The organism is Clostridium sp. NkU-1 (assembly GCA_001312405.1).
Window position 1 is genome coordinate 145,885 of sequence record BBDR01000010.1, and the last position, 22,529, is coordinate 168,413.

Consider the following 22,529-nt stretch of genomic DNA (forward strand, 5'->3'; position numbering starts at 1 on the left):
GGTTGGGTCATGAGAGGTATAAAGGCCTTCCAGCAAACGGCCTTCTCTCTGGGATACGTCATCACCTACTGGTCCTCTTCAACGTCATATTACTTCATTATATAAAAGATTGTATGGTTGATTTTACGTTATTTGCAAAAGTTTGTCAAGAGGGTCCGGCTGGCTCATTCCTCCGGCTCTGCCGTTTCCTTTCCATCATGATAGCACAAAAATTCATACACCTCTACAATATCTTCCACAATAAGTAAGCCGATAGGACCAAGAATAAATCCCAAAAGCCCAAAGAGCTGTAGTCCAACGTACATGGAAGCAAGGGTTTCCAAAGGCGTTAGGCCAACCTTTCCTCCCATGATCTTGGCTTCTAAAATCTCTCTTAAAAAATAACAGATCACGTAAATGATGAGCAGCCCGATTCCATATTTCCAGTTTTTATTGATCATGGAAAAAGGGCCCAGGGAATGAACACCGTTCCGGTACCGAAAATCGGAAGCGCATCCAAAAGCCCGATTCCGATTCCGAATAAAATAAAATAGGGGTTTCCAAGGAAAAACAGCCCTGCCGAACAAACCACCATGGTAAACATCATGATAGCCCCCTGGGTCTTTAACCAGGCACTTCCCACTGTCGTAAGCCGCCTTCCAAGCATGGCATATTCAAAGCAGAACATGGAATTGTCCCGCCTTTCCCGGATGTCATCCATTTCCTGAAGGGACAGGACCGTGGCAATAAGCAATATGATGATGATTACTGTTGCCTGGACGATCCATTTCATAACAGTCATGGAATTCACCATAAGAAAGGGCATGATCCTGCTTTTTATTGCAGTCTGTCCTCCCGCAATAATATCCCTTACTACTTCTACCGCATATCCGTCAGGCAGCTTTAAAAACCGCTCCGCAAAGGAACAGTTATCCATAAGCCAGCGATCCACGCCTTCCAGAATAACTGGAAGATTTTGAAGTAAAAGCCTGGCTTCCAAAAACAGCTTTCTTCCCCCCACATAAAGAAGGATTCCAAAAACTATCATAAAAAGTATGACCTCGACTCCGCCGATAACAGCCAGGGGGATGGATATCACCTTTCCCTTTACAATAAAACGGGTCTTTTTTTCAATCCAAACAGCCGAAGGCCGAAGGGAAAGGGCAAATACATATGCAATCAAAAAGGGAATCACAAGGGGCAGCAGATAGCGAAAACATAAATACACTGCCCCTGTAACTCCCAATATTAATAATGTTTTCTTCAGTTTCCTGCTCGGTTTCACCATGGACTCACCTGTTTCTGATTTGTACTTCTTTTGTACAATCACTATTATGAGCCGTATAGGAAGAAAATATTCGAAATCTGATTAGTAAAAAAATTCCTTCTTTATGCCATTTCAGGCAATGAAAACTTCTCAAAGATTTCTCCTTTTGGTTTCACCGAAAAAGTCATCCATTTCTTTGTGACAGGATGGGAAAAAGATAAGCTGTAAGCAAACAATGCTACATTTCCGCCGGCAGCCCCTCTTTGAACACCGGGATTATATTTCCGGTCTCCCCACAGGGGAGTGCCGTGGCCCGCCATCTGCACCCGGATCTGATGGTGGCGGCCGGTTTTTAACGTGATCTTAGCCAGGCTGCATTCCTCATTTTCTATGTTTCTGTTTTCCACAACCTGATAATGGAGCTCTGCGAGTTTTGCACCTTTTATCCCCTTATCCACAATTTTAGAACAATTATTTTTTCCATCTTTCAACAAATAATCCACGTAGGCGCCAAAGTTTTCCACAGGTTTTCCACAAACCACTGCATAATAGATTTTCTCCATTTGATGCTGGGATACCTGCCTGCTTAAAGACTCTGCGGCTTTTTTTGGTCTTTGCATACACCATGACACCTCCAACCGGCTTATCCAGCCTGTGGATAACTCCCACATAAGGCTCTCCCTGCTTTGGGGATAAAGTGTTGATATGTTTCTTCACTTCACTGACCATATCCGGTTCAAAGGATCTTGCAGATTGGGATTCTATTCCAACCGGCTTTTCCGCCACTAGTATCTCTTCATCTTCGTATAATATATTAAGATCCATATCTCCTTTTACTCCTCTTTCTTCCATGCAGCCATCATAGCTTCCACGGACCGGCTCATCTCGGTGCTGAAATCAGAATTCCATTTGCGTTTGCAAAATGCCTTTACCCAGCGCTCAAAATCCTCTTCCCTGCCCTGGGTCTTTTTAAGCTCAGCGGAAAATTCTTCAGGGCTTAAACGGCGGTAAGAATTCGTGGACACCACGGCCTCAGGTCTGAGCCGTTCCGGCTTTTTCCTCTCCTGCTGCTGTCTGGTGGGATATCCAAAGACCACCATTGCCGCCGGGACCGCATACTTTGGGAGGCCAAACAAGTCCCTGTGGGCTTCATACTGCTCCATAATATCCCCAATGTAGCAGGAACCAATGCCCAGGGATTCAGCCGCCACAACCGCATTCTGGGCGGCTATAAGGGCATCATCGCAGGCCAGCAAAAGATCTCCCATTCCGGGATGACGGACCTCTTCTTCATAATGGCAGAACAGCTCATACCATTTCTCATAATCTGCCACAAAAACCAGAACTAACGGTGCTTTTGCAATAAATGGCTGGTTGTCGCAGGTCACTGACAAAGTTTCCTTCCGCTTCTGGTCCGTCACATCAATGATGGAATACAGGGTCATGTTTCCAGCCGTAGGCGCCTGAAGGGCCGCTTCTATAATAGCCGCCTTTTTCTCCGGTTCAATGGCACGGTCCTCATATACCCGGACAGATTTTCGTTCCATAAGCTCTTTTATTGTCTGATTCATGGGGCGGTTATACCTTCCTTTTTATAAATTTCAATTTATCTATTCATTATATTTTATAGTTCAAATTATGGCAAACCCCTTTTGTATTATATTTAAAAAAATCAGTTGCATTTTTTTCGTTCAGGGTGTATAGTATATAAAAATACAATACATAGTATTAAATACTACATCATGAGCTTTTATTTTCTATAAGGAGGGTCCCCATGAAAATTAAAATTAAAGATCCGGTCAGCGCCATCACTCATTTTATCGCCATGATACTGGCGCTTATTGCCGCAACACCACTGCTTATTAAGGCATCATCCGACGGAAGGCTCCATCTGGCCGCCTTAACGGTCTTTATCATCAGCATGGTCTTTCTTTACGCAGCCAGCACCATCTACCATACTCTTGATATCTCACCGAAAATCAACCGTCTGCTGAAAAAAATAGATCATATGATGATTTTCATCCTGATTGCAGGAACGTACACGCCAATCTGCCTGATCGTTCTGGGAGATAAGACCGGCTGGAGCCTATTGGCTCTGGTTTGGGGCATCGCTATTTCAGGAATTGTTATAAAAGCCTGCTTTATCATGTGCCCCAAATGGTTTTCATCAAGCCTCTACATTGCCATGGGCTGGGTCTGCGTTCTGGCATTCTCAAAGATTACGGAAACCCTTTCATCTGCCGGATTTCTCTGGCTGCTTGCCGGAGGCATCATCTACACCATAGGCGGCATCATCTATGCCCTGAAACTTCCTCTTTTCAATGCCAGGCATAAAAACTTCGGTTCCCATGAGATCTTTCACCTTTTCGTCATGGGCGGAAGCTTATGCCATTATATTTTGATGTATCATTTTGTTGCATAACGCCGGAAAAACCGTCAGTCCCGCATACTCGCGGCATTGACGGTTTTTCTCATACAAACTCTCCCATCAGTTTTAACTTGTCCTTCCTGGAAAGCTTTTTAATGGCAGCTTCTCTGCGCATGGCTTCTTCCTTTGTGGAAAACTCCTCCCAGTAGGCCAGAACCACAGGTCTGCGGGCTTTTGTGTATTTGGCCCCCTTTCCCTGGTTGTGGGCTATTAAACGTTTCTCTAAATGGTTTGTCCAGCCGCAGTACAGGGTATCATCTGCACATCTTAAAATATAGGTATAGTTCATGTTCTTTATTCTCCGGTATAAGGAAATTCAGGGTATGTAAACGGTAATAACGCCTTGCAATCACGTCACTACCGTCCAGGGTAACCTGTCATCTATCTAAAGCACCAGCTGGATGCGTTTTGGCGCCATCGATGGTTGAAGCTATAGCTTAGCTATAGTATATTATATAACAGGGCAAGCTGATATGTGAATAGCAATCTTTATCATACCCTTTTTTTTAAAAATCATTCAAAGCATAACCAATTATGCCAGGCAAAAGTGATACCTTCTGCCTGGCACTTCAATGAGGGAAATTTTCGTTTATGCCAATTCCTTTACAAGAATCAGCGGTCGCCCGGTCTTACTGATTTGTCCGTCAATCCATTGGTCGCTATGATGGTATCAATAGTCGTATGGAACTTTTTGGCAATATTCCAGAGGGAATCCCCAGGCTGCACGATATATCCCACGATTCCGGGAAGCTTCTGTAAGTTGTTTAAATCCATGGGCGCTTCCGAAGCGTTTGTGATGATCTGCTCACGGACCGGCTGCAAGGCCAGTAAGTCAAGGGAAATGGTTGACTTTACTTCAATGGTTCCTCCGCCCATCATAACAGCGCTAAGCTGCTCCAGGCCCGAATTCAGCTGGCAAACCGTCTGCTCATTGATCCCTGGAGCCTCAATCAGGAAATGAAAGGGGATATCCTCCACAGCAGACTGGATAGGCTGAGCATCGTCAGAGGTCATATAAAGGATCTGTACCTCTAAAACGCCCTCCACATGAAGTCCATCCTCCTTGATTTCCGTATCATCGATTTTAACGGTCCCTTCACTGTGGCATATCTGAAGGATCCGGTCCGCCTGATCCAGGCTGACCTTTTCTACAATCTTACACCTGCTCATATTCTTTGTCAGGATCTTATCAAAATAGACTTCCTCTGTCTGCAGCGTCAGTTCCCGATTGGTGGAATATAAGTCGCTGAGCAGTTCCATATTCTCTTCCCTGTAAAGCTTCATATCCAGTTCAAGAACCGAATCCACATCCATTTCCCGCATCTCGCCGTCAGAATCCGGTTTTGCCTCTATATCCTTATGTATTATGTGGACCGTAATCAAAGGAACCATATCCTCAGTCATATCCGGAACATCCAATTCTCCTGAGAACGGAATGCTTTCCTCCACCCACTGGATGGGCGCGCCTTCCCCTTCTCCCTGGTAAATAACAAAGACCATAAGTTCCCCGTCAAGGGACATCTTTCCATCCATGGGCCTGATGGTAACGCCTCTTAACTTCATTTCGGTCCATAAGATATGATCAATGTTTGGCTTGTTTCCCGACAGGGTAATGGTATCCTTGATCCGGAATGTATCCTTGTGGCGGAGGGCAATGGATGCCACATCCAGATTGCGGCGGAGAGTTTCCACCATGGGTACATCTGTTGCAGGGCCTCCCGTGTCCACTTCCACGGCAGCGTTTATATCGCAGGCAGTTTCCACCTTTACCTTAAGCGATACGATTGCCTTAACGCTCAGTTCCTGGAATTAATGATTCCAGCGTTTAAATCCTCAAGTTCCCATCCCAGCTGGACAAAATCCTTTTCCTCCAGTCCGGGCACATTGATGGGCTCCTCAAAGTTAATGCTTCCTGAAAGGGTCTGAATCCCTCCTTCCGCTCCCCGGTAGAGAATCATGAAATCCAGCTTGCCCCGGACTACGACTCGTTCTGTCTGAACCTTTACAGAATCAATGGTAATGTCGCCGGAACTTAAAATAATCTGATCCACATCATCCATGCTGTCCGGGACGATGAAGTCATCGTCAAGAGTTATCTGAGATGCGGCATATCCTTTCCAACGATTCATATGTATGTTTTTCTTCACCAGCTCCAACATAAAAAAAGCACCTGCCTTACCTTCTTTATTCCTTTAAGAAAGTTTATGCAGGTGCATGTTTCATTATACTTTTTTTTGTTATCATTCCCGGACTTCCCGAAATATAAAAGGCTTTCAGCCTTCTATTCCTCAGTTTTTTTCCTCCAAAGAAGCCTCCGCCTGACGGGAATCTTCCTTTTCCCGGAAGGAAGACAGCTCTGTCTGCAGCTTAGACAGCATTTCTTCCAGCTCCCTGACCCGCTCCTCCATCTTGCAGTAGTGATCCATGGTCACCAGATTGCTTTCCCTCTTTGGAAGGGGCACGCCATCTATTTTAACCGGGCGGGCAGGAATTCCCACCGCTGTCACATTGCTCTCCAAAGGCTTTAAAAGTACGGCATTTGCCGCTATGGTACAATTATCCCCTACCTCAAAGGACCCCAGAATCTTAGCCCCTGATCCCACGGTCACATTATTTCCAAGAGTTGGATGGCGCTTTCCCTTATTAAGTCCCACGCCGCCTAAAGTCACTCCCTGGTAAATAGTACAATTATCTCCCACCACCGTGGTTTCTCCGATCACCACTCCGCAGCCATGGTCAATTAAAATCCCATGGCCCAGCTGTGCGCCGGGATGAATCTCGATCAGTGTAAAAAAATCTTGCCAGCTGGGAAATAAGCCTGGCAATAAAAAACATCCTGTGCTGGTAAAACCAGTGGGCAAAACGATGCCAGATCAGTGCGTGAACTCCCTGATAGAGCAAAAGCACTTCAAGCTTGCTTCTGGCCGCCGGATCCCGCTCTTTTACTGCCGTAACATCAAGCCATATATCCTTTAATATCATATTACCCTTCCTCTTCTCCTTACAGCCTACTCCTATTTGAAGTAGTATATCATATGACAGCCTAAGAAAAAAGGGGAATTTTATGTTTTATCGCCACAAAAACAGCCGTCCCGCTTTTACTGTCTGCGAAACGGCTGTTTCATTTCTCTCTCCTACTGAAACACCACCGGAAGCTCCGACATCTCCGTTCTGATAACGATGAAGGGATAAGAGGCTTCCGTCCCTGTGACCTCTCCCTTTTCCGGTCCGATCAGTTCCGTGTTCAGGACAATGGAATTATCTGTCAGATAAAGATCATTTACTGCGATGCTATATCCCCCGCTTGCCTGCTTTCCGTGACCCACCACTATGTAAAGGTTCTTATCATCGCTGTAGGTCAGCTTAAAGGGCGACTGCTGCTTCTCAGCAATGATCTGTTTAAGTTCCTGCGGAATATCCGCGTCAGCTACCACGGTAAATTCCAGATCCCGCACTTTATCACCATTATCCTTGTTTAAGTTACACCCGCTTAAGGTACGTACAACCAGTACCCACATGGCCAGGCCGAAAAAAATCATCCATTTTCTGCTAAACAGTCTCTTCATAGCACACTCCCCAACTTATTTATTATTACTATATATATGGGGAACTAACGGATTTTATGAAGGGATTTACACCTTTTTACGGACCGGGATCCAAATTTCGCTCCTATATTCCTCAGAAGTGATATCTCCCTCAGGATACCATTCCAGCTGTGGTCCGTCCGTCATCTCATAGCCGGAGGATGGAAACCACTCTGTAAAGATCCGTTTCCATATATTCTGCTGTCCCTCCGGCAGCCTGCCTATGCATTCAAAGATCACGTATTGGCCTGCCGGTACCACCAGTTCAGACATATCCTCCGGTATCTCCTGATTTGATCCGGTCGCAATGTAATAATCGAATCCCTTATCATCCGAATTGGCGCACACTCCCATGAGAAACAGATCCTTATTGTCATTAAACTTCAATGTTTCTTCGCACCTGCCTGGCTGCAGAACTCATTCCAGAACTTTGGAATCCTTTTTAAATTCTCTCCATTATCCACGGACATTCTTTCCTTAAAACCTACCAGCCGGAATTCTCCCAACTCTTTTACGCAATAATTCATAGCCTCCACTCCTTTTATGGTTATTTCAAAAGAAATGCGGGGATAAGCTTTGATCTTCCTTCCAGACTTTCTCACCTGGCTGGGATTCATACCGTGGACGGCATAAAATGCCCTGGCAAAAGAAACCGGAGACTCATATCCATACTTTAAAGCAACGTCAATGATCTTCTCCCCTGTGGTCAGAAGCTCCATTGCTGCCATGGAAAGCCGCCTTCTTCTGATATAGTCTGCAAGAGACACATCTGCCATAAAAGAAAACATCCGCTGGAAATTAAAACTGGAACAGCATGCCCGTCTGGCCACTTCCTCCAGATGGATCTCTCCGCTTAAATTGTTCTCAATGTAATCCAGTGCCCCGTTCATTTTATCCAGCCAATCCACGCTCTTACCTCCCGCTCTCTTTGATAGCCTCAGTATAATATAGCTTCCGTATATTATCGCAACTTTCCCTGCACAAAAAAGTGGGGTTAAGACTTTCCGGTGATCTTTCCGTACATCTCCGGCCTGCGGTCACGGAAAAGCCCCCAGTTTCTCCTGTCAGCCATCATCCGGTCAAGGTCAAAGGAGGCGCATATCACGCCTTCTTCCTCTCTGCCCATAGAAGCTGTGACAGCCCCGGTATTGTCCGTAATAAAGGAGGAGCCATAAAATTTAAGGGAAGAGCTTTGATTCCCGTTTGATATGCAGGGAATAACAGATTCCACTCCAATCCGGTTTGCCGCAACGACCGGAATGATATTGGAAGCAGCATGCCCCTGCATGCAGCGTCTCCAGTGCTCCATGCTGTCACAGTCCAGAATCGGCTCGCTTCCAATGGCAGTGGGGTATAAGATCAGCTCCGCCCCCTGTAAAGCCAGACACCTTGCTGTCTCAGGAAACCACTGGTCCCAGCAGATTCCTACACCTATTTTCCCGTACATGGTATCAAATACCCGAAAACCGGTATCCCCGGGAGTGAAATAAAATTTTTCCTGATAATAATGGTCATCAGGGATATGGGTCTTCCGGTATATCCCAAGATTTGTTCCATCTCCGTCAAGGACTGCTACCGAGTTAAACATGGTATTTCCTGATCTCTCATAAAAGCTGACAGGAAGAACTACCTGAAGTTCGGCTGCAATCCCGGCAAAATGCTTTACAGCCTGGTTTTCTTCTGCCGGTTCTGCGTATTCATAGAAATCATACTGCCTCTCCTGACAGAAGTATTGCCGTTCAAACAGCTCCGGAAGGAGAATGACCTTTGCCCCCTCCCTGCTGCCTGTCTTACCAGTCTTTCCGCATTTGCAATATTCTTTTGAACATCATCGCAGCACCTCATCTGAACTGCTGCCACTGTTACCTCTCTCATGAAATTCTCCTTCCGGTATGGTTTCTATAGAGCAGACGCCCGGCATGAATAATCCGGCGGTGTTCTTCCGCCGATATAGGAATGGATGGCTTAACTACAACGGAATTTGTTGTGTGATGCAGTGAATATTTCCGCCTCCCACAATAATATCCCTGGCATACACCGGATAGATTCTTCTCTCAGGAAAGCACTTCCCTAATATCCGTACTGCCTCTTGATCATGAACATCTCCAAACTGGGGAACAATCACCCCTTCATTGGATATGTAAAAATTCACATAGCTGGCAGCCAGGCGCTCTCCTGCCTCCCTTTCATCCTCTCCCGGCTCAAAGGAAAAGCCTGAAAGCTCCTCTTTTGTAATGCAGACCGGTTCTTTGGGTATGGGAAGCTTGTGAATCTTAAAATGCCTTCCCGCTGCATCCGTCTCCTGTTCCAGTATCCGTAAATCAGCCAGGGACATTTCATACTGGGGATCCTCCATATCATCTGTCCAGGCTAACACAACTTCCCCCGGCTGGACAAATGCACAGACATTATCCACGTGCTCATTGGTCTCGTCCTGATAGATGCCTGCTTTCAACCAAATGACCTTAACAGCTCCCAGATAGTCTTTCAGCTGTTCTTCAATCTGGATTTTAGAAAGAGACGGATTCCGCCCGGGACTTAAAAGGCAGGCTTCCGTCACTAATATCGTGCCTTCCCCATCGGAATGAATGGAACCTCCCTCTAGGACAAAATGCCCGGCATCATAAACTGGATAGCCGAACCGCTCACAGAAACGCCTGGCAAGAAGGTCATCCTTTTGCCACTCAGGATACAGCCCGTCAAAGGTTCCTCCCCAGGCATTGAACCGCCAGTCGATCCCCCTGACTTTCCGTTCCTTATTGACCACAAAGGTTGGCCCCACATCTCTTGCCCAGCATCGTCAGATTCCATGACAACCACCTGGATCCGGTCCGAAAGCATTTCTCTGGCGTTTTCCTTCACATCCGCCTCTGCCAGCATGATCACCTGCTCGCTGTCCGCAATGGCCTCCGCGATCCTGGCAAAAGCCTCCCTGGCCTTTCCTGCCCCAAAGGGCCAGGAGCCGGGCCGTTTGGGCCAGATCATAATACAGCCCCAATGAGGCTCAAATTCTCCCGGCATGTAAAATCCGTCTGCCGCCGGAAGGCTTTTTAATTTTTCCATAGTTTGTCTCCTAATGAATCAAGTGTCCTAGGCCAGCCTGTTCTTAAAGTCCTCATAGCCGAACCTTTTTATGACACGGCAGTCTCCCCCTTTATCCATGATGGCAATGGCAGGAAGGGGCATTCCGTTAAAGGTATTGTTCTTCACCATGGAATAAATGGCCATATCCATAAAATACAATTTATCCCCGGGCTTTATTTCCCTGTCAAAGGAATAATCTCCGATCACATCCCCTGCCAGACAGGTACAGGAAGACAGCCGGTAGGTAAAAGCCTTTTCTCCTAGGTTCCCGCTGTCCTTTAAGGGCGGACGGTAGGGCATTTCCAGCACATCAGGCATATGGCAGGCTGCAGATGCATCAAGGATCAAAGTCTTTATCCCGTTTTCCACCACATCCATAACCTCTGTCACCAGGTACCCTGCATTTAGTGCCACCGCCTCCCCAGGTTCCAGATAAACCTGAAGGCCATATTTCTCCTGCATTCTCTTAATGCAGGCTTCCAGCAGCCCGATGTCGTAATCTTCCCTGGTGATATGATGTCCTCCGCCCATGTTCAGCCAGGACAGTCCGGATAAATACTTCCCGAATTTTTCCTCCACCGCATCCAGGGTCTTTTTTTAAATCATCGGAATTCTGCTCACACAAGGTGTGGAAATGGAGCCTGATATCCAGGGCAGCCACTCCTCCTTAAAATTATCAATGGAAATGCCAAGTCTGGAGCCGGGAGCGCAGGGGTCATAGATTTCATGGCCCTCCTGGGTGGAGCACTGAGGATTGATCCTGATACCGGCACTTACCCTATTTAACCCATCCTTATACTTCTCAAGCTGTGAAAAAGAATTAAATACAATGTGATCACAGATCTCTACCAGTTCTTTAAAGTCCTCTTCCTTATAGGCAGGGGCAAAGACGTGGTTTTCAAGCCCCATCTCCTCCCTCCCCAGCCTGGCTTCATAAAGCCCGCTGGCCGTAGTTCCGTCCAGATACCTGCCTATAAGAGGGTACTCTGTAAAGCAGGAAAAGGCCTTCTGGGCCAGCAGGATCCTGCACCCGGTATTTTCCTTTACCTGCTTTAAGATTTTTAAGTTCTTCTCCAGTCTGGCCTCATCGATCACATAACATGGGGTCTTAAGCTCTTCAATCCTCATTCTTTTCCTATCTCCATACCGTAACAGTTTCCGGGTCCTCACATACCACCCATGGAAGCCCCCATTTGTTTAAGGCCTCCATATAGGGATCCGGATCAAACTCTTCCACATTAAATACTCCCGGCTTCTTCCACTGGCCGGTCAGCACCATCAGGCTTCCGATCATGGCAGGGACTCCGGTGGTATAGGAAATCGCCTGGGATTCCACCTCTTTGTAGCATTCCTCATGGTCGCACACGTTGTAGATGTAAATGGTCTTTTCCTTCCCATCCTTTACTCCTGTAAAGATACAGCCAATGTTGGTCTTTCCTTTGGTTCTGGGACCAAGGGAAGCAGGGTCCGGAAGAAGGGCCTTTAAAAACTGGATTGGCACGATCTCCTGTCCGTTAAACTCTATGGGAGAGGTAGAAAGCATGCCTACGTTTTCCAGGCACTTCATATGAGTTAAATAGCTCTGACCAAAGGTCATAAAGAAACGGATCCTCTTTACCCCGGGAATGTTCTTAGCCAGGGATTCGATCTCCTCATGGTGAAGCAGGTACATGTCCTTTTCCCCTACTTCAGGGAAATTGTATCTGGATTTGATCTCCATGGGCTCTGTCTCGATCCAGCGGCCATCCTCCCAGTAAGAACCGTTAGAGGATACTTCCCTTAAGTTGATCTCAGGATTAAAGTTGGTTGCAAAAGGATACCCATGATCCCCTCCGTTGCAGTCTAAAATATCAATGGTATGAATCTCGTCAAAATAATGCTTTAAGGCATAAGCAGAAAATACGCTGGTAACCCCAGGGTCGAATCCGGTTCCAAGCAGTGCAGTGATACCTGCCTTCTCAAAACGCTCCTTATATTCCCACTGCCAGGAATAATCAAAAAGGGCGGTAAATCCAAGACTCTCACAACGCTTCTCATAGATCGCTCTCCAATTCGGATCATCGGTATTCTCAGGCTCAAAGTTAGCGGTATCAATATAATCCACCCCTGCTGCCAGACATGCATCCATAATGGTTAAATCCTGATAGGGAAGAGCCACATTTAACACTGCATCCGGCTTATAATCCTTTATAAGGGCAATCACCTCTTCTGCCTGATCCGCATCAACCTTGGCAGTCTCAATCCTTGTTTTTGTTGTTCCCTCAAGCTTATTCTTTAAGGCATCACATTTCTCCTTTGTTCTGCTTGCAATACAGATGTCTGTAAACACCTCGCTGTTCTGACAGCATTTGTGGATTGCCACAGAGGCAACCCCTCCACAACCGATAATTAATAATCTGCTCATTCTTTTTCCTCCTCTTTCAGTAAATCTTCCACGTATTTAGGCAGCATGAAAGCACCCGTATGAAGATTTGTTGTATAATACCAGGTTTCAATTTTTAACTGATTCCATATTTCAGGCTTAAAATCATTGATGGGATGATACTTTTTTGAAGCGAACCCAAACAGCCAGTACCCTGACGGGCAGGTGGGAATATGGGCCTGATAAACACGGCTTATTGGGAAAGAGCGGAATACCTTCCGGTGCATGCTCCTGCACGCCGCCTCATCCTCATCGTAAAAAGGGCTTCCATGCTGATAGACCATGATGCCGTCGCTTCGCAGCGCCTTATAGCAGCTGCCGTAGAATTCCTTGGTAAAAAGCCCCTCCGTATGTCCGAAAGGATCCGTGGAATCATTGATGATAAGGTCATACTGTTCTTTTTTGCTTCTTAAGAAACGGAGCCCGTCATCGTAATAAACCCTGACCCTGGGATCATTAAGGCCGCAGGATACCTCAGGAAAAATATCCCGGCACACATCTACAAACAGCTTATCCGTCTCAACCACATCTATGGACTGAATAAACGGGTACTGCAAAAGTTCCTTGGCCACCCCTCCGTCGCCTCCGCCGATGATCAGCACATCCTTTACATTGGGATGGACTGCCATAGGAACATGGGTTACCATTTCATCGTATATAAACTCATCCTTTTCTGAAAAAACAATATCTCCATCCAAAGACACAAACTTTCCAAATTCCTGGGAGTCGAATACGTCAATTCTCTGGTACTCACTTTCACCGGAAAAAAGCTGTTTATCGATCCGCATAGAAAGCTTTACATTGGAAGTGTGAAATTTTGAAAACCATATCTCCATCTTTTCCTACCTCTCCCTTTCCTGGACCTGCTCCTTTAATACCATCAGCCGTTCCACTGCCGGATCCTCGGTTCCCTGCATGGAGCAGCCTATTTCCCTGGCATAAATGATGTACTCCACGACCTCTTCCGTAATCATCTCCCCCGGCGCCAAAATGGGAATTCCCGGCGGATAGCACATGACAAACTCGCCGCTTATCCTTCCTGCAGATTCTCCCACCGGTACGGATACCTTTTGGGAATAAAATGCTTTCTGAGGCGTTACCGCCACTTTAGGAGCTATATATTCTCCTGACAGCATTCCTGTCCGGTCCTTTTTATAAAGGCGTTCAATATCTGCCAATGCTCCCACCAGACGTTCAATATCCTGGATCCGGTCGCCGATGGAAATATAGGCAAGAAGATTACAGATATCCCCGAATTCAATCTGGATATCATATTCATCCCGGAGAAGGTCATAAACTTCAATTCCCGCCAGCCCATTTTCCAGCGTGTAAACGGAAAGCTTTGTCACATCGTAATCAAAAATACTGGTTCCATTGATCAGGTCCCTTCCATAGGCATAGTAACCGCCGATGGAATTGATCTCTCCCCTGGCGTACTCCGCCATTTCCACCACCTTTGCAAAGGACTCTTCCCCCCGCAGAGCCAGGTTCCTTCTGGATATATCAAGGCTTGACAAAAGCAGGTAAGAAGCGCTGGTTGTCTGGGTCAGATTTATGATCTGGCGCACATAATCTCCGTTCACTCCCTTGTTTAAAAGGAGAAGGGAGCTTTGTGTCAGGCTTCCTCCTGACTTGTGCATGGAGACTGCTGCCATATCCGCGCCCGCTTCCATGGCAGAGACCGGAAGACCCTTTCCAAAATAGAGATGGGTTCCATGGGCTTCGTCAGCCAGGACCTTCATCCCATGGGCATGGGCCAGCCGGACAATGGAGCAGATATCAGAACAGATTCCGTAATAGGTAGGATTATTAACAAATACTGCAACTGCATCAGGATTTTCCTGAATCGCCTTTTCCACCTGGCTGATTTCCATTCCAAGGGAAATGCCCAGCATGCTGTTTACTTCAGGATTTACATAAATCGGAACTGCCCCGCATAATACCAGCGCATTTAAGGCACTCCTATGGACATTTCTTGGAAGAATGATCTTATCCCCTGCCTTGCAGACAGACAGGATCATGCTCTGTACAGCCGACGTGGTTCCTCCCACCATCAAAAAGGCATCTGCCGCCCCAAAGGCTTCTGCTGCAAGCCGTTCTGCATCCCGGATCACAGACACCGGATGGCATAAATTATCAAGAGGCTTCATGGAATTTACATCAAGCCCGACGCACCGTTCTCCCAAAAGCCGGGCAAGCTCCGGATTTCCTCTTCCCCTTTTATGGCCCGGCACATCAAAGGGAACTACCCTCTTTTTTTGAAATGTTTCAAGAGCTTCATAAATAGGCGCCCTCATCTGATCTTCTTTATTCATATGGCTCTTACCTCTCCTTGTCACGGGAATATTACACCCTCTTTTGTTGCTGAAACGTAAGTGGCACCTTATTGGCGCAGATTTTTTCATAGCAAAAAGGCAGGTGATTATTCATCACCTGCCTGCAATTTCATGAATGGTATTTCCAGTAAAGGCATTTTGCCCGTCATTTATTCATGATAATTATCGTCTTCGAGTCTACATAGCAAATATGTTGTCCCTGCTATTATTGATCGTTTCACAAGTGATGTGCAATCGCACGGATTATAAAGTAATCAACTTATAAAATTTGAGCTTTTAACTCAATCAATAATGTGGTTTCCCACGCTCGGCAGCTGACCCGCCTGTCCGTCTGGCTTAACTTCTTGCGAAGTGGTCAATATTTGCATGAAAACGATAATGTCTCTTCATACCGGGGTAAAGAATAACATATTTTACAGCTTCATGTCAATAATATTTTTACTTTTTCTTGAAAAACGGCCGCTGATGGAAACCAGTATCATCCCCATCAGCGGCCGTTTTTCACTTTTTAGTCCTATCCATTCTTTTTGCTGCACATCTGAAGGCGGTGCTGATATTTCTCCTTGGTGGCAAGACCGCCTCGTATATGACGCTCGGATTTGTTAATATCAAGAATCACTCTGGCCCGGGCTGCCAGAGACGGATTGATGTGTTCCAAACGGTCCGTAACATCTTTATGTACCGTAGATTTGGATATCCCAAATTTCTTCGCTGTCTGCCTCACGGTCGCATGATAGTCTATGATGTAGTTGGCGATCGCAACCGCGCGTTCTTCAATATATTCCTTCAAGAAAATCCCCCTGCTAGGACGTTTTTACATACTTATGCAGGAGGAGTGGCAAGTATGAATGGTTATCCCCACTGTTTTCAGATGAATTTTTTTTCTAAAAAAACGCTGTCTCAGACTTCTCAGCCTGCAGACAGCGCCACACACTAATTTATGCAAATCGTTTGTATTTTTCTATCTTGTGACTGCCATATATACCTCAGATTTGCATATCTACTTTCTTTAAATGCAGCATTTTCCAGAACAACAGGCTGGTCTACGGATACTGTCATGCATTCCGGCGTTTTCCCGGTAAGATGCTGACTCCGTTTATCAGGCTGCTGTGTTCCCACATACACCTTGTACGTACCGGCTTCCATTACCAGGTCTCCCTGTTCATTCCTTAAGGCAAAGGCTTTGCTGGAAGGGCCACCTGTAATTCTTTTTCCTCCCCTGGTTCCAGTTCTGCCTTTAAAAGCGCCTTAAGCTGAGCATTGGGTGTCCCCGGTGCGCAGGACTTTACATATACCTGCAGGGTTTCCGCCCCCTTCATAAGGCCTTCGTTCTTTAACACCGCTTTTATGGTTATTGTATCGCCTGCCCCTATCCGGTCCGGCTTAAGACTTACATCACTTACGGAAAAATCTGTATAAGAAAGCCCGTAGCCAAAGGGATAAAGAGCCTCCTGTTCCATATAGCGGTAGGTCCTGCCCTTCATGGAATAATCCGTAAAGTCCGGAAGCTCCTCTGTGCTGCGATAAAAGGTGACAGGAAGCTTTCCTTCCGGCGCATAGTCACCGAACAGCACAGCAGCCAGTGCACGGCCTCCTTGGGCTCCCGGATACCAGCCTTCAATGATGGCAGGAATATGGGCATCCGCCCAGGACACATCCAGGGCGCTTCCTGATAAAAGCACTAAGACCACAGGCTTCCCGCTCTTACAGATCTCCTCCAGCACCTGTTTTTGCAGCCCTGGAAGAGACAGATCGGGTTTATCACCGCTGGCATACTCATTGCCCTCATCCCCCTCTTCTCCCTCCAGGCTGGAATCTAAGCCCATGCAGGCAATGATCACATCGCTGGCTTCACATACTCCCCGTACCTCTGACAGCCGATCATTTTCCAATCCCAGACCGCTTACCCTTGGTTTACATAAGTGGCATCCCTCTGAAACCATAACACGGACATCCTCTCCAACGTAATCCTGTATCCCTTCTGAAACCGTATAATATCTGGAAGCAGTGCCCTCATAATTTCCTATAAGCGCCTTTCGGTTATTGCTGTTTGGTCCGATGATGCCGATGGTTTTCAGCCTGCTCTTGTCAAGAGGAAGCGTATTCCCCTCATTCTTCAGCAGCACAAAGGATTTTCTGGAAGCTTTAAAATTCAGCTCCCTGTGCTCTCTGGTATCATTGTCCTCATAGGTAACTTTACTATACCCAACAGCTTCCGGCTCCTCAAACATCCCAAGCTTAAGCCTGGTCATGATCAGATGCTCAACTGCCTCATTTAACCGTTCCTCAGACACCAATCCCCGGTTCACTGCCTCCGTCAGATATAAAACAGGCTTCCGCAGTTTAGATCACAGCCATTTTCCATGGCCATGGCTACAGATTCCAGAGCCGAACCTGTGACTCCGTGATGTTCATGAAAATCCTTTACTGCCCAGCAATCTGAGGTCACGTGCCCGTCAAATCCCCAGTCCGTCCTCAAAATATCTTTAAGCAGGGTCTTGCTTCCGCAGCAGGGTTCCCCGTTGGTCCGGTTATAGGCTCCCATAACCGCCTCTACCTTTCCTTCTTTTACGCAGGCCTCAAAAGCAGGCAGATAGGTTTCAAATAAATCCTGCTTTGTCACCACAGCATTAAAGGAATGACGTTCATCCTCCGGACCTGAATGGACTGCAAAATGTTTGGCACAGGCTGCGGTCTTCAAATAATTTTCGTCATCCCCCTGCAGCCCTTTAATGAAACGAACCCCCATCCGCGAAGTCAAATAAGGATCCTCTCCATAAGTCTCATGTCCTCTTCCCCAGCGGGGATCCCTGAAAATATTCACATTAGGTGCCCAGAACGTAAGTCCCTTGTAAATATCCGTGTCTCCGTATTTCTGCTGCATATGAAACTTTGCCCTGGCTTCTGTGGAGACTGTATCACCAACTTCAAAAAGCAGATCTTCATCAAAACTTGCTGCCAGGCCAATGGCCTGGGGAAACACAGTAGCCACTCCGGCCCTGGCCACACCGTGAAGTCCCTCATTCCACCAGTTATAGCCCTTGATTCCAAGTCTTGGAATCGCTGCCGCGCTGTGTACGGTCTGTGAGACCTTTTCCTCCAGTGTCATTTCTGCCACCAATTCTTTTGCTTTTTTTCCAATATTCCTGCAATTTATCCTGATTCATGGTATTCACCCTTTCCCTTCCCTTTAATCTAATATCCTTATGTCTCCTTGTCTTTTTTTCATGATCCCATCATAGCATTTCATAACAGATCAGGCATCCCACTTCTTGCTTCCAATGGCGCATATATTGCTTTAAAATATAAAATCCTCTTACAGGAATGCACCGTAAATCCGGTTTTCCCATAAGAGGAATTATTATCATAATTTATTTCTTAACCTTCCGATTCATATGCCTGCTGTCTGATCTTTCTGTAATCACTTGGTGAACAGCGTTTTATCATTTTAAAGGTACGGTTAAAGGCGCTCATGGATGAAAAGCCGGAACCCATGGCAACATCTGTGATGCTCATTTCCCTTGTATTATACAAAAGCTCCTCCGCCCTTTTCACCCGCCTGGAGTTTAAATATTCGTAAAAGGTCATATTCATATACTGTTTAAAGATCCGGGTAAAATGGTATTTGGAAAATCCGCTTATCCGGGCCGCTTCCCCCAACGTTATATTCTCCATGAAGTGCTGATTAATATAGGTGCAGGCATTCATGACAGCTTCAAAATACTCCTGCTGCTTCATAGTATGGATCTTTCTGCCGGCCCCATCCCGGCATACTTTATTTCTCCCTAATTCCACATAAATCTCAATAAGTGCCGCATAAATGGAGGCTTCCCGAAAACCGCTGTTTCCTCCATATTCCTCAATTATTTTATCAAGCTTTTTCTTAATAGACCCATAAAGGGACCCCTTGTCCTTTTTCCTTAAGAATATGACCGGAGGAATCATGTGCAGCAGGGTCTCCATCTCCTTTAAATGGTAAAGAAGGCCTGCATCAAACTGCAGGATATAACGCTCCCCCATAGAAGGTGCCTTTAACGAATGAATCACGCCGGAATGGATCAAAATGATATCTTCTGTTTCAAGGGTAAAACGTTCCTCCCCTATTATGGCCTCATATCCTCCCTTTGTCGGCATGATTATTTCAATTCCTCCATGCCAGTGTTCCGGATAATCCTCAAAATTCGTATTATGATGCAGACGAAGTCCTAATGAGCATTCATAATGAATGGTCTCATGCATTCCGTTTAATATTTCAATCATAAAATTCCCCTTTTTTAACCCTCTTTTTTAAAGACTACTCCATGCCCATTCCTCAGTCAATCCTATTTTTTTTGTAATTTGTAGAGATTAAAGAATTATTGCATAAAAAAAATGTCTGACTTTTCTCTGATATACTAGTGTTTAAAATTCAAATTCCCATTGACTCATTGGATAATTCCCACTATAATTTAATGTGTCATTGTGCATATATTTCCAACTTTAACATAAAAAGGAATTTAAGGAACAGAAAGAAGAGACTGCGTTTTAGTCTGTTGAGGTGAAAGAATTGATTTATCTTCCTATTGAGAAATTGACTGAAGGTATGGAATTAGCCCGAAATATCCCGGGAATAAACCCAATGCTTCCTTTTGCGGTAACCGGCTGCAAACTGAGTGAACGTATAATCAGCCGCATGAAAACCATCGGAGTACAAGGGGCTTATATCTGCACAGCACTTACGGAAGGCATTGAACCAGAAGATTTCGTGGAGCCGGAGCTAAAGGCCAAAATGCTGACAAGCATCCGCGATGTCTTTGACCTGAGTTTACAAAAATTTACCTTTCAGTCCAGCAGACAGGCTTACGAGGAGATCGCCAAAGTGGCAGAATCCGTTGTTATGAATGTTCTGAATAAGGACAAGTATCTTTTTCAGATGATCGATATCAGGGATTACGACGGGTATACTTATTCACATAGTCTTTATGTAGGCATTTTAAGCGTTTTATTAGGAAAATACATCGGACTTTCCATTTCCAATTTAAATGATCTGGCCCTTTGCGGCCTTCTTCATGACATTGGAAAAACGGATATTCCAATTGATATTACCAACAAACCTGGTCCCTTAACCAGCGAAGAATTTGAAATCATGAAGCAGCACCCCAGCCTTTCCTACAAAAAAACTGGGTGAGAACATCATAATTTCCCAAACAGTATTACAGGGGGTCCAGACCCATCACGAAAAATATGACGGAAGCGGATATCCCTTCGGCCTTGCAGGCAAGGATATTCCCCTTTATGCCCGTATCCTGGCCATTGCGGATGTATATGACGCTCTCAATTCCACCAGGCCATACCGGAAAGCATGGTCTCCCAGAAGGATTTTTGATTATCTTACCAGCTGCTCCAACACTCATTTTGACCCGGAACTGCTGACAGCTTTCCTTCATTGTGTTTCCGCATATCCCATCGGTACCATTGTCCACCTTAGTGACGGGAGTTCTGCAGTTGTTAAGGATAACACGCCCGGATTTGCTCTGCGCCCCATTATCCGTTTCATCAGTCCTGCTATGAAAGCAGGGAGGGATGTGGACTTGTCCTGCGAAGCTCTTAATCTCACTATCATCGACGATGATTGATGAAGATCCTCTTCCTCCATCAGCATGGGACGGGCTTTTACTTTATGGAAAAAGCCCGTTTTCTTTTAATCAGCTCCAAACCTGTGCTTTAGATTCTACCACCTGACCGCTTTTAAGAGCCTGCTCCATAAGTATTCTTACATAGGCATCCTGCAGCCCCTCTGAAAGGGGATAAACCTCCACACCTTCCTCTATAAACCGTCTCATTCCAAGCATAAGGGTTCCTATGGCCGTCTCATCCTGAGGAAGCCCTTCTGTCTTTCCCAGTTCATAAAAAGGATTCCGGTAAAGCAGTTCCTGTCCCATATAGATTTCATTCATTCCACTTCCTGTATCAAAGGGTTCTTTCATGATCTGATACTCTCTGGACCGATTGTCTTCCCCTACATAACGAAGCGTCCAGTCATCCAGTTCCCCTTTCGCTCCCTGAACATTTAAATGGCGGCTCCTGATCCTGGAATGGTATTGTATGCCGTTAAAATCATAAAAGGCCGTTTTTCCGCCTTCAAATTCAAAGGTCAGCCTGACCCGTTCTCTCTCACTCACCCTGCCATCCTCAATAACCCCGTACCTGGAATCCGTTTCCACCACCGGATACAGAAATTTCTTACCGTACAGTTTCATATTCTCAAAACCAATCCCTAAAAAACGCCGGATTAAGCTGGCTCCATGGTAATCGTGGACTGCGGAGATATTAACCATATACGGATCTCCAAGATATCCCCGTTTCACGATCTCAATAGCCGCATGAAAGGCCGGGTATTCAAAATACTGCTCCGCCACCTGAATCCTGGCCCCTTCCTGGGTGCGAAGACGCCAAAGCTCCTGCAAATCCCCTAATTCCATTGCAGCAGGAGTCTCGCAGAACACCGGATATCCTTTCCGCGCCCATTCCCTTGTTACCTGAAAAATAGAAGCTTTGTTTACAGCCACTACAACAAAATCCGGGTTTTCCAACCAACATTCTTCCGGGCTTGTCACAGCCTTGATCCCGGTTTCCTCCTGCATTCTCTCCGCCTTTTCTTTTGTCCGGCAAAGAAATGCTGACAGATTAAAGCAATCCGGATAAGCTTTGGCTATCCTGGCATAAAACAGGGATCTCCAGCCGGAACCTACTACAATATAATTAAGTGGTTTCATAAACTTTGGTTTCCTGTTCCAGCATATATGATAAAAGTGCTTTGCAGCCTTCATAAACATCTTCATAGGTACGGTCAAAATCCCCGGTATACCACGGGTCTGCAATGTCCCTGGGATCAAAAGAAAAGTCCAGAAGCCGCTTTACCTTTCCCTCCGGATCTCCTCCCAGAATCCGAAGCATATTTGCTACATTCCGCTGCTCCATGCCAATGAGATAGTCGTATTTGCCATAATCCTTCCGGGATAACTGCACCGCATATTTTCCATCTGGAAAAATTCCATGTTCCTTAAGCTTTTTTCTTGTTCCAGGATGTACCGGATTCCCGATTTCTTCTGTACTTGTAGCTGCTGACGCAACATAGAAACGATTGCCTAAATGCTCCTTTTCTATCATATCCTTCATAACAAACTCTGCCATGGGCGATCTGCATATATTTCCATGGCAGACCATTAATATACGGATGACATCCTGTTCTCTCTTCATTGCATACATCTCCTTAATTCTTTAAATGGTTATAAAGCCGGACCACCCTCTTAATTTACCCCGGAACGCCTTTTGATGCAATATAATTTTTGTATTTTATTTTTTTTAATTTTATTTAAAAATAAAAAAAGCGCAAATCCAAACCTGGATTTACGCATTAAAATTCTGTGCTATGCACCATTACCTGCTG

Annotated in this window: 22 protein-coding genes, 5 pseudogenes and 1 other annotated feature (1 of these 28 running past the window's edge); of the genes and pseudogenes, 2 read left to right on the forward strand and 25 right to left on the reverse strand. The window is 45.8% G+C overall.

Translation table 11 applies throughout. The features are described from left to right. Positions 1 to 91, reverse strand: a binding site (T-box leader); it reaches 116 nt to the left of the window's first position. A 73-nt stretch (positions 92 to 164) separates the two neighbouring features. The 5 genes from JCM10519_RS30715 to JCM10519_RS15880 form a co-directional block, all read right to left on the reverse strand. Then, positions 165 to 440, reverse strand: a complete 276-nt coding sequence (locus JCM10519_RS30715; RefSeq protein ID WP_347844423.1) for an AI-2E family transporter — start codon at positions 438 to 440, stop codon at positions 165 to 167. Continuing rightward, entirely contained in the window at positions 437 to 1,267 is an 831-nt protein-coding gene (locus JCM10519_RS15870; RefSeq protein WP_347844424.1) for an AI-2E family transporter, read from the reverse strand. Before JCM10519_RS15870 ends, JCM10519_RS30715 begins: the two co-directional genes overlap by 4 nt. A 101-nt stretch (positions 1,268 to 1,368) precedes the next feature. Continuing rightward, positions 1,369 to 1,809 (reverse strand): pseudouridine synthase, encoded by a 441-nt coding sequence (locus tag JCM10519_RS30720; RefSeq protein WP_347844425.1) that lies wholly within the window; start codon positions 1,807 to 1,809, stop codon positions 1,369 to 1,371. After that, a complete protein-coding gene (locus JCM10519_RS30725; RefSeq protein WP_347844426.1) occupies positions 1,718 to 2,098 on the reverse strand; it encodes a pseudouridine synthase in 381 nt (126 codons plus the stop codon). Before JCM10519_RS30725 ends, JCM10519_RS30720 begins: the two co-directional genes overlap by 92 nt. Then, positions 2,080 to 2,817: a nitroreductase family protein gene (locus JCM10519_RS15880; RefSeq protein WP_054740349.1), complete on the reverse strand. Its 738-nt coding sequence runs from the start codon at positions 2,815 to 2,817 to the stop codon at positions 2,080 to 2,082. The genes JCM10519_RS30725 and JCM10519_RS15880 overlap by 19 nt, the downstream gene beginning before the upstream one ends. A 203-nt stretch (positions 2,818 to 3,020) precedes the next feature. Between JCM10519_RS15880 and JCM10519_RS15885 the strand changes: the two genes are divergently transcribed. Further along, positions 3,021 to 3,668: a hemolysin III family protein gene (locus JCM10519_RS15885; protein ID WP_054740351.1), complete on the forward strand. Its 648-nt coding sequence runs from the start codon at positions 3,021 to 3,023 to the stop codon at positions 3,666 to 3,668. A 49-nt stretch (positions 3,669 to 3,717) separates the two neighbouring features. Here JCM10519_RS15885 and JCM10519_RS15890 read toward each other — a convergent pair whose 3' ends face one another. The 17 genes and pseudogenes from JCM10519_RS15890 to JCM10519_RS15955 all read right to left on the reverse strand — a co-directional run bounded on the left by JCM10519_RS15890 (position 3,718) and on the right by JCM10519_RS15955 (position 19,360). After that, the gene (locus JCM10519_RS15890) at positions 3,718 to 3,963 is read right to left on the reverse strand and encodes a GIY-YIG nuclease family protein (protein ID WP_054740354.1); all 246 of its coding nucleotides are present in this window, start codon (positions 3,961 to 3,963) and stop codon (positions 3,718 to 3,720) included. Positions 3,964 to 4,286: 323 nt separating this feature from the next. Then, a complete protein-coding gene (locus JCM10519_RS15895) occupies positions 4,287 to 5,438 on the reverse strand; it encodes an SPOCS domain-containing protein (protein ID WP_347844427.1) in 1,152 nt (383 codons plus the stop codon). Positions 5,439 to 5,470: 32 nt separating this feature from the next. Further along, on the reverse strand, positions 5,471 to 5,833 hold the full coding sequence (locus tag JCM10519_RS30730; protein ID WP_347844428.1) for a DUF3794 domain-containing protein: 363 nt from the start codon (positions 5,831 to 5,833) through the stop codon (positions 5,471 to 5,473). A 129-nt stretch (positions 5,834 to 5,962) separates the two neighbouring features. Next, positions 5,963 to 6,656: pseudogene (cysE, locus tag JCM10519_RS15900) on the reverse strand (serine O-acetyltransferase). Positions 6,657 to 6,808: 152 nt separating this feature from the next. Next, positions 6,809 to 7,213, reverse strand: coding sequence for a protease complex subunit PrcB family protein (locus tag JCM10519_RS15905; RefSeq protein ID WP_054740356.1), 405 nt, complete (start codon positions 7,211 to 7,213; stop codon positions 6,809 to 6,811). Positions 7,214 to 7,306: 93 nt separating this feature from the next. Next, a complete protein-coding gene (locus JCM10519_RS30735) occupies positions 7,307 to 7,645 on the reverse strand; it encodes a GyrI-like domain-containing protein (RefSeq protein WP_347844429.1) in 339 nt (112 codons plus the stop codon). Continuing rightward, positions 7,642 to 8,166, reverse strand: a complete 525-nt coding sequence (locus JCM10519_RS30740) for a helix-turn-helix domain-containing protein (RefSeq protein WP_347844430.1) — start codon at positions 8,164 to 8,166, stop codon at positions 7,642 to 7,644. Before JCM10519_RS30740 ends, JCM10519_RS30735 begins: the two co-directional genes overlap by 4 nt. Positions 8,167 to 8,252: 86 nt before the next feature. After that, positions 8,253 to 9,133: pseudogene (aguB, locus tag JCM10519_RS15915) on the reverse strand (N-carbamoylputrescine amidase). A 94-nt stretch (positions 9,134 to 9,227) separates the two neighbouring features. Continuing rightward, on the reverse strand, positions 9,228 to 10,025 hold the full coding sequence (locus JCM10519_RS15920; protein ID WP_347844431.1) for an agmatine deiminase family protein: 798 nt from the start codon (positions 10,023 to 10,025) through the stop codon (positions 9,228 to 9,230). An 86-nt stretch (positions 10,026 to 10,111) separates the two neighbouring features. Continuing rightward, positions 10,112 to 10,321, reverse strand: a pseudogene (locus tag JCM10519_RS30745) (agmatine deiminase family protein); the annotation flags it as partial. A gap of 27 nt (positions 10,322 to 10,348) precedes the next feature. Beyond that, positions 10,349 to 11,470: pseudogene (nspC, locus tag JCM10519_RS15925) on the reverse strand (carboxynorspermidine decarboxylase). 7 nt (positions 11,471 to 11,477) lie between these two features. Then, positions 11,478 to 12,746 (reverse strand): saccharopine dehydrogenase C-terminal domain-containing protein, encoded by a 1,269-nt coding sequence (locus JCM10519_RS15930; RefSeq protein WP_054740357.1) that lies wholly within the window; start codon positions 12,744 to 12,746, stop codon positions 11,478 to 11,480. Next, positions 12,743 to 13,600 (reverse strand): polyamine aminopropyltransferase, encoded by an 858-nt coding sequence (speE, locus tag JCM10519_RS15935; RefSeq protein WP_054740359.1) that lies wholly within the window; start codon positions 13,598 to 13,600, stop codon positions 12,743 to 12,745. The genes JCM10519_RS15930 and speE overlap by 4 nt, the downstream gene beginning before the upstream one ends. 6 nt (positions 13,601 to 13,606) lie before the next feature. Beyond that, positions 13,607 to 15,079, reverse strand: coding sequence for an aminotransferase class V-fold PLP-dependent enzyme (locus JCM10519_RS15940; RefSeq protein WP_054740362.1), 1,473 nt, complete (start codon positions 15,077 to 15,079; stop codon positions 13,607 to 13,609). 535 nt (positions 15,080 to 15,614) lie between these two features. Further along, entirely contained in the window at positions 15,615 to 15,890 is a 276-nt protein-coding gene (spoIIID, locus tag JCM10519_RS15945; RefSeq protein WP_054740364.1) for a sporulation transcriptional regulator SpoIIID, read from the reverse strand. Positions 15,891 to 16,165: 275 nt separating this feature from the next. After that, positions 16,166 to 18,209 (reverse strand): annotated as a pseudogene (locus tag JCM10519_RS15950) (glycoside hydrolase family 3 C-terminal domain-containing protein); the annotation flags it as partial. A gap of 269 nt (positions 18,210 to 18,478) precedes the next feature. After that, complete coding sequence (locus JCM10519_RS15955; protein ID WP_054740366.1) at positions 18,479 to 19,360, reverse strand: helix-turn-helix domain-containing protein; 882 nt, start codon at positions 19,358 to 19,360, stop codon at positions 18,479 to 18,481. A gap of 322 nt (positions 19,361 to 19,682) precedes the next feature. Between JCM10519_RS15955 and JCM10519_RS15960 the strand changes: the two genes are divergently transcribed. Beyond that, positions 19,683 to 20,267, forward strand: coding sequence for an HD domain-containing protein (locus tag JCM10519_RS15960; protein WP_347844432.1), 585 nt, complete (start codon positions 19,683 to 19,685; stop codon positions 20,265 to 20,267). A gap of 25 nt (positions 20,268 to 20,292) precedes the next feature. Here the strand turns inward: JCM10519_RS15960 and JCM10519_RS15965 are convergent, their stop codons facing one another. The 3 genes from JCM10519_RS15965 to JCM10519_RS15980 form a co-directional block, all read right to left on the reverse strand. Beyond that, on the reverse strand, positions 20,293 to 20,526 hold the full coding sequence (locus JCM10519_RS15965; RefSeq protein WP_054740369.1) for a hypothetical protein: 234 nt from the start codon (positions 20,524 to 20,526) through the stop codon (positions 20,293 to 20,295). Between the two features lie 258 nt (positions 20,527 to 20,784). Continuing rightward, on the reverse strand, positions 20,785 to 21,855 hold the full coding sequence (locus JCM10519_RS15975; protein ID WP_054740373.1) for a Gfo/Idh/MocA family oxidoreductase: 1,071 nt from the start codon (positions 21,853 to 21,855) through the stop codon (positions 20,785 to 20,787). After that, the gene (locus tag JCM10519_RS15980) at positions 21,842 to 22,339 is read right to left on the reverse strand and encodes a protein-tyrosine-phosphatase (protein ID WP_054740376.1); all 498 of its coding nucleotides are present in this window, start codon (positions 22,337 to 22,339) and stop codon (positions 21,842 to 21,844) included. Before JCM10519_RS15980 ends, JCM10519_RS15975 begins: the two co-directional genes overlap by 14 nt. Positions 22,340 to 22,529 lie beyond the last annotated feature (190 nt).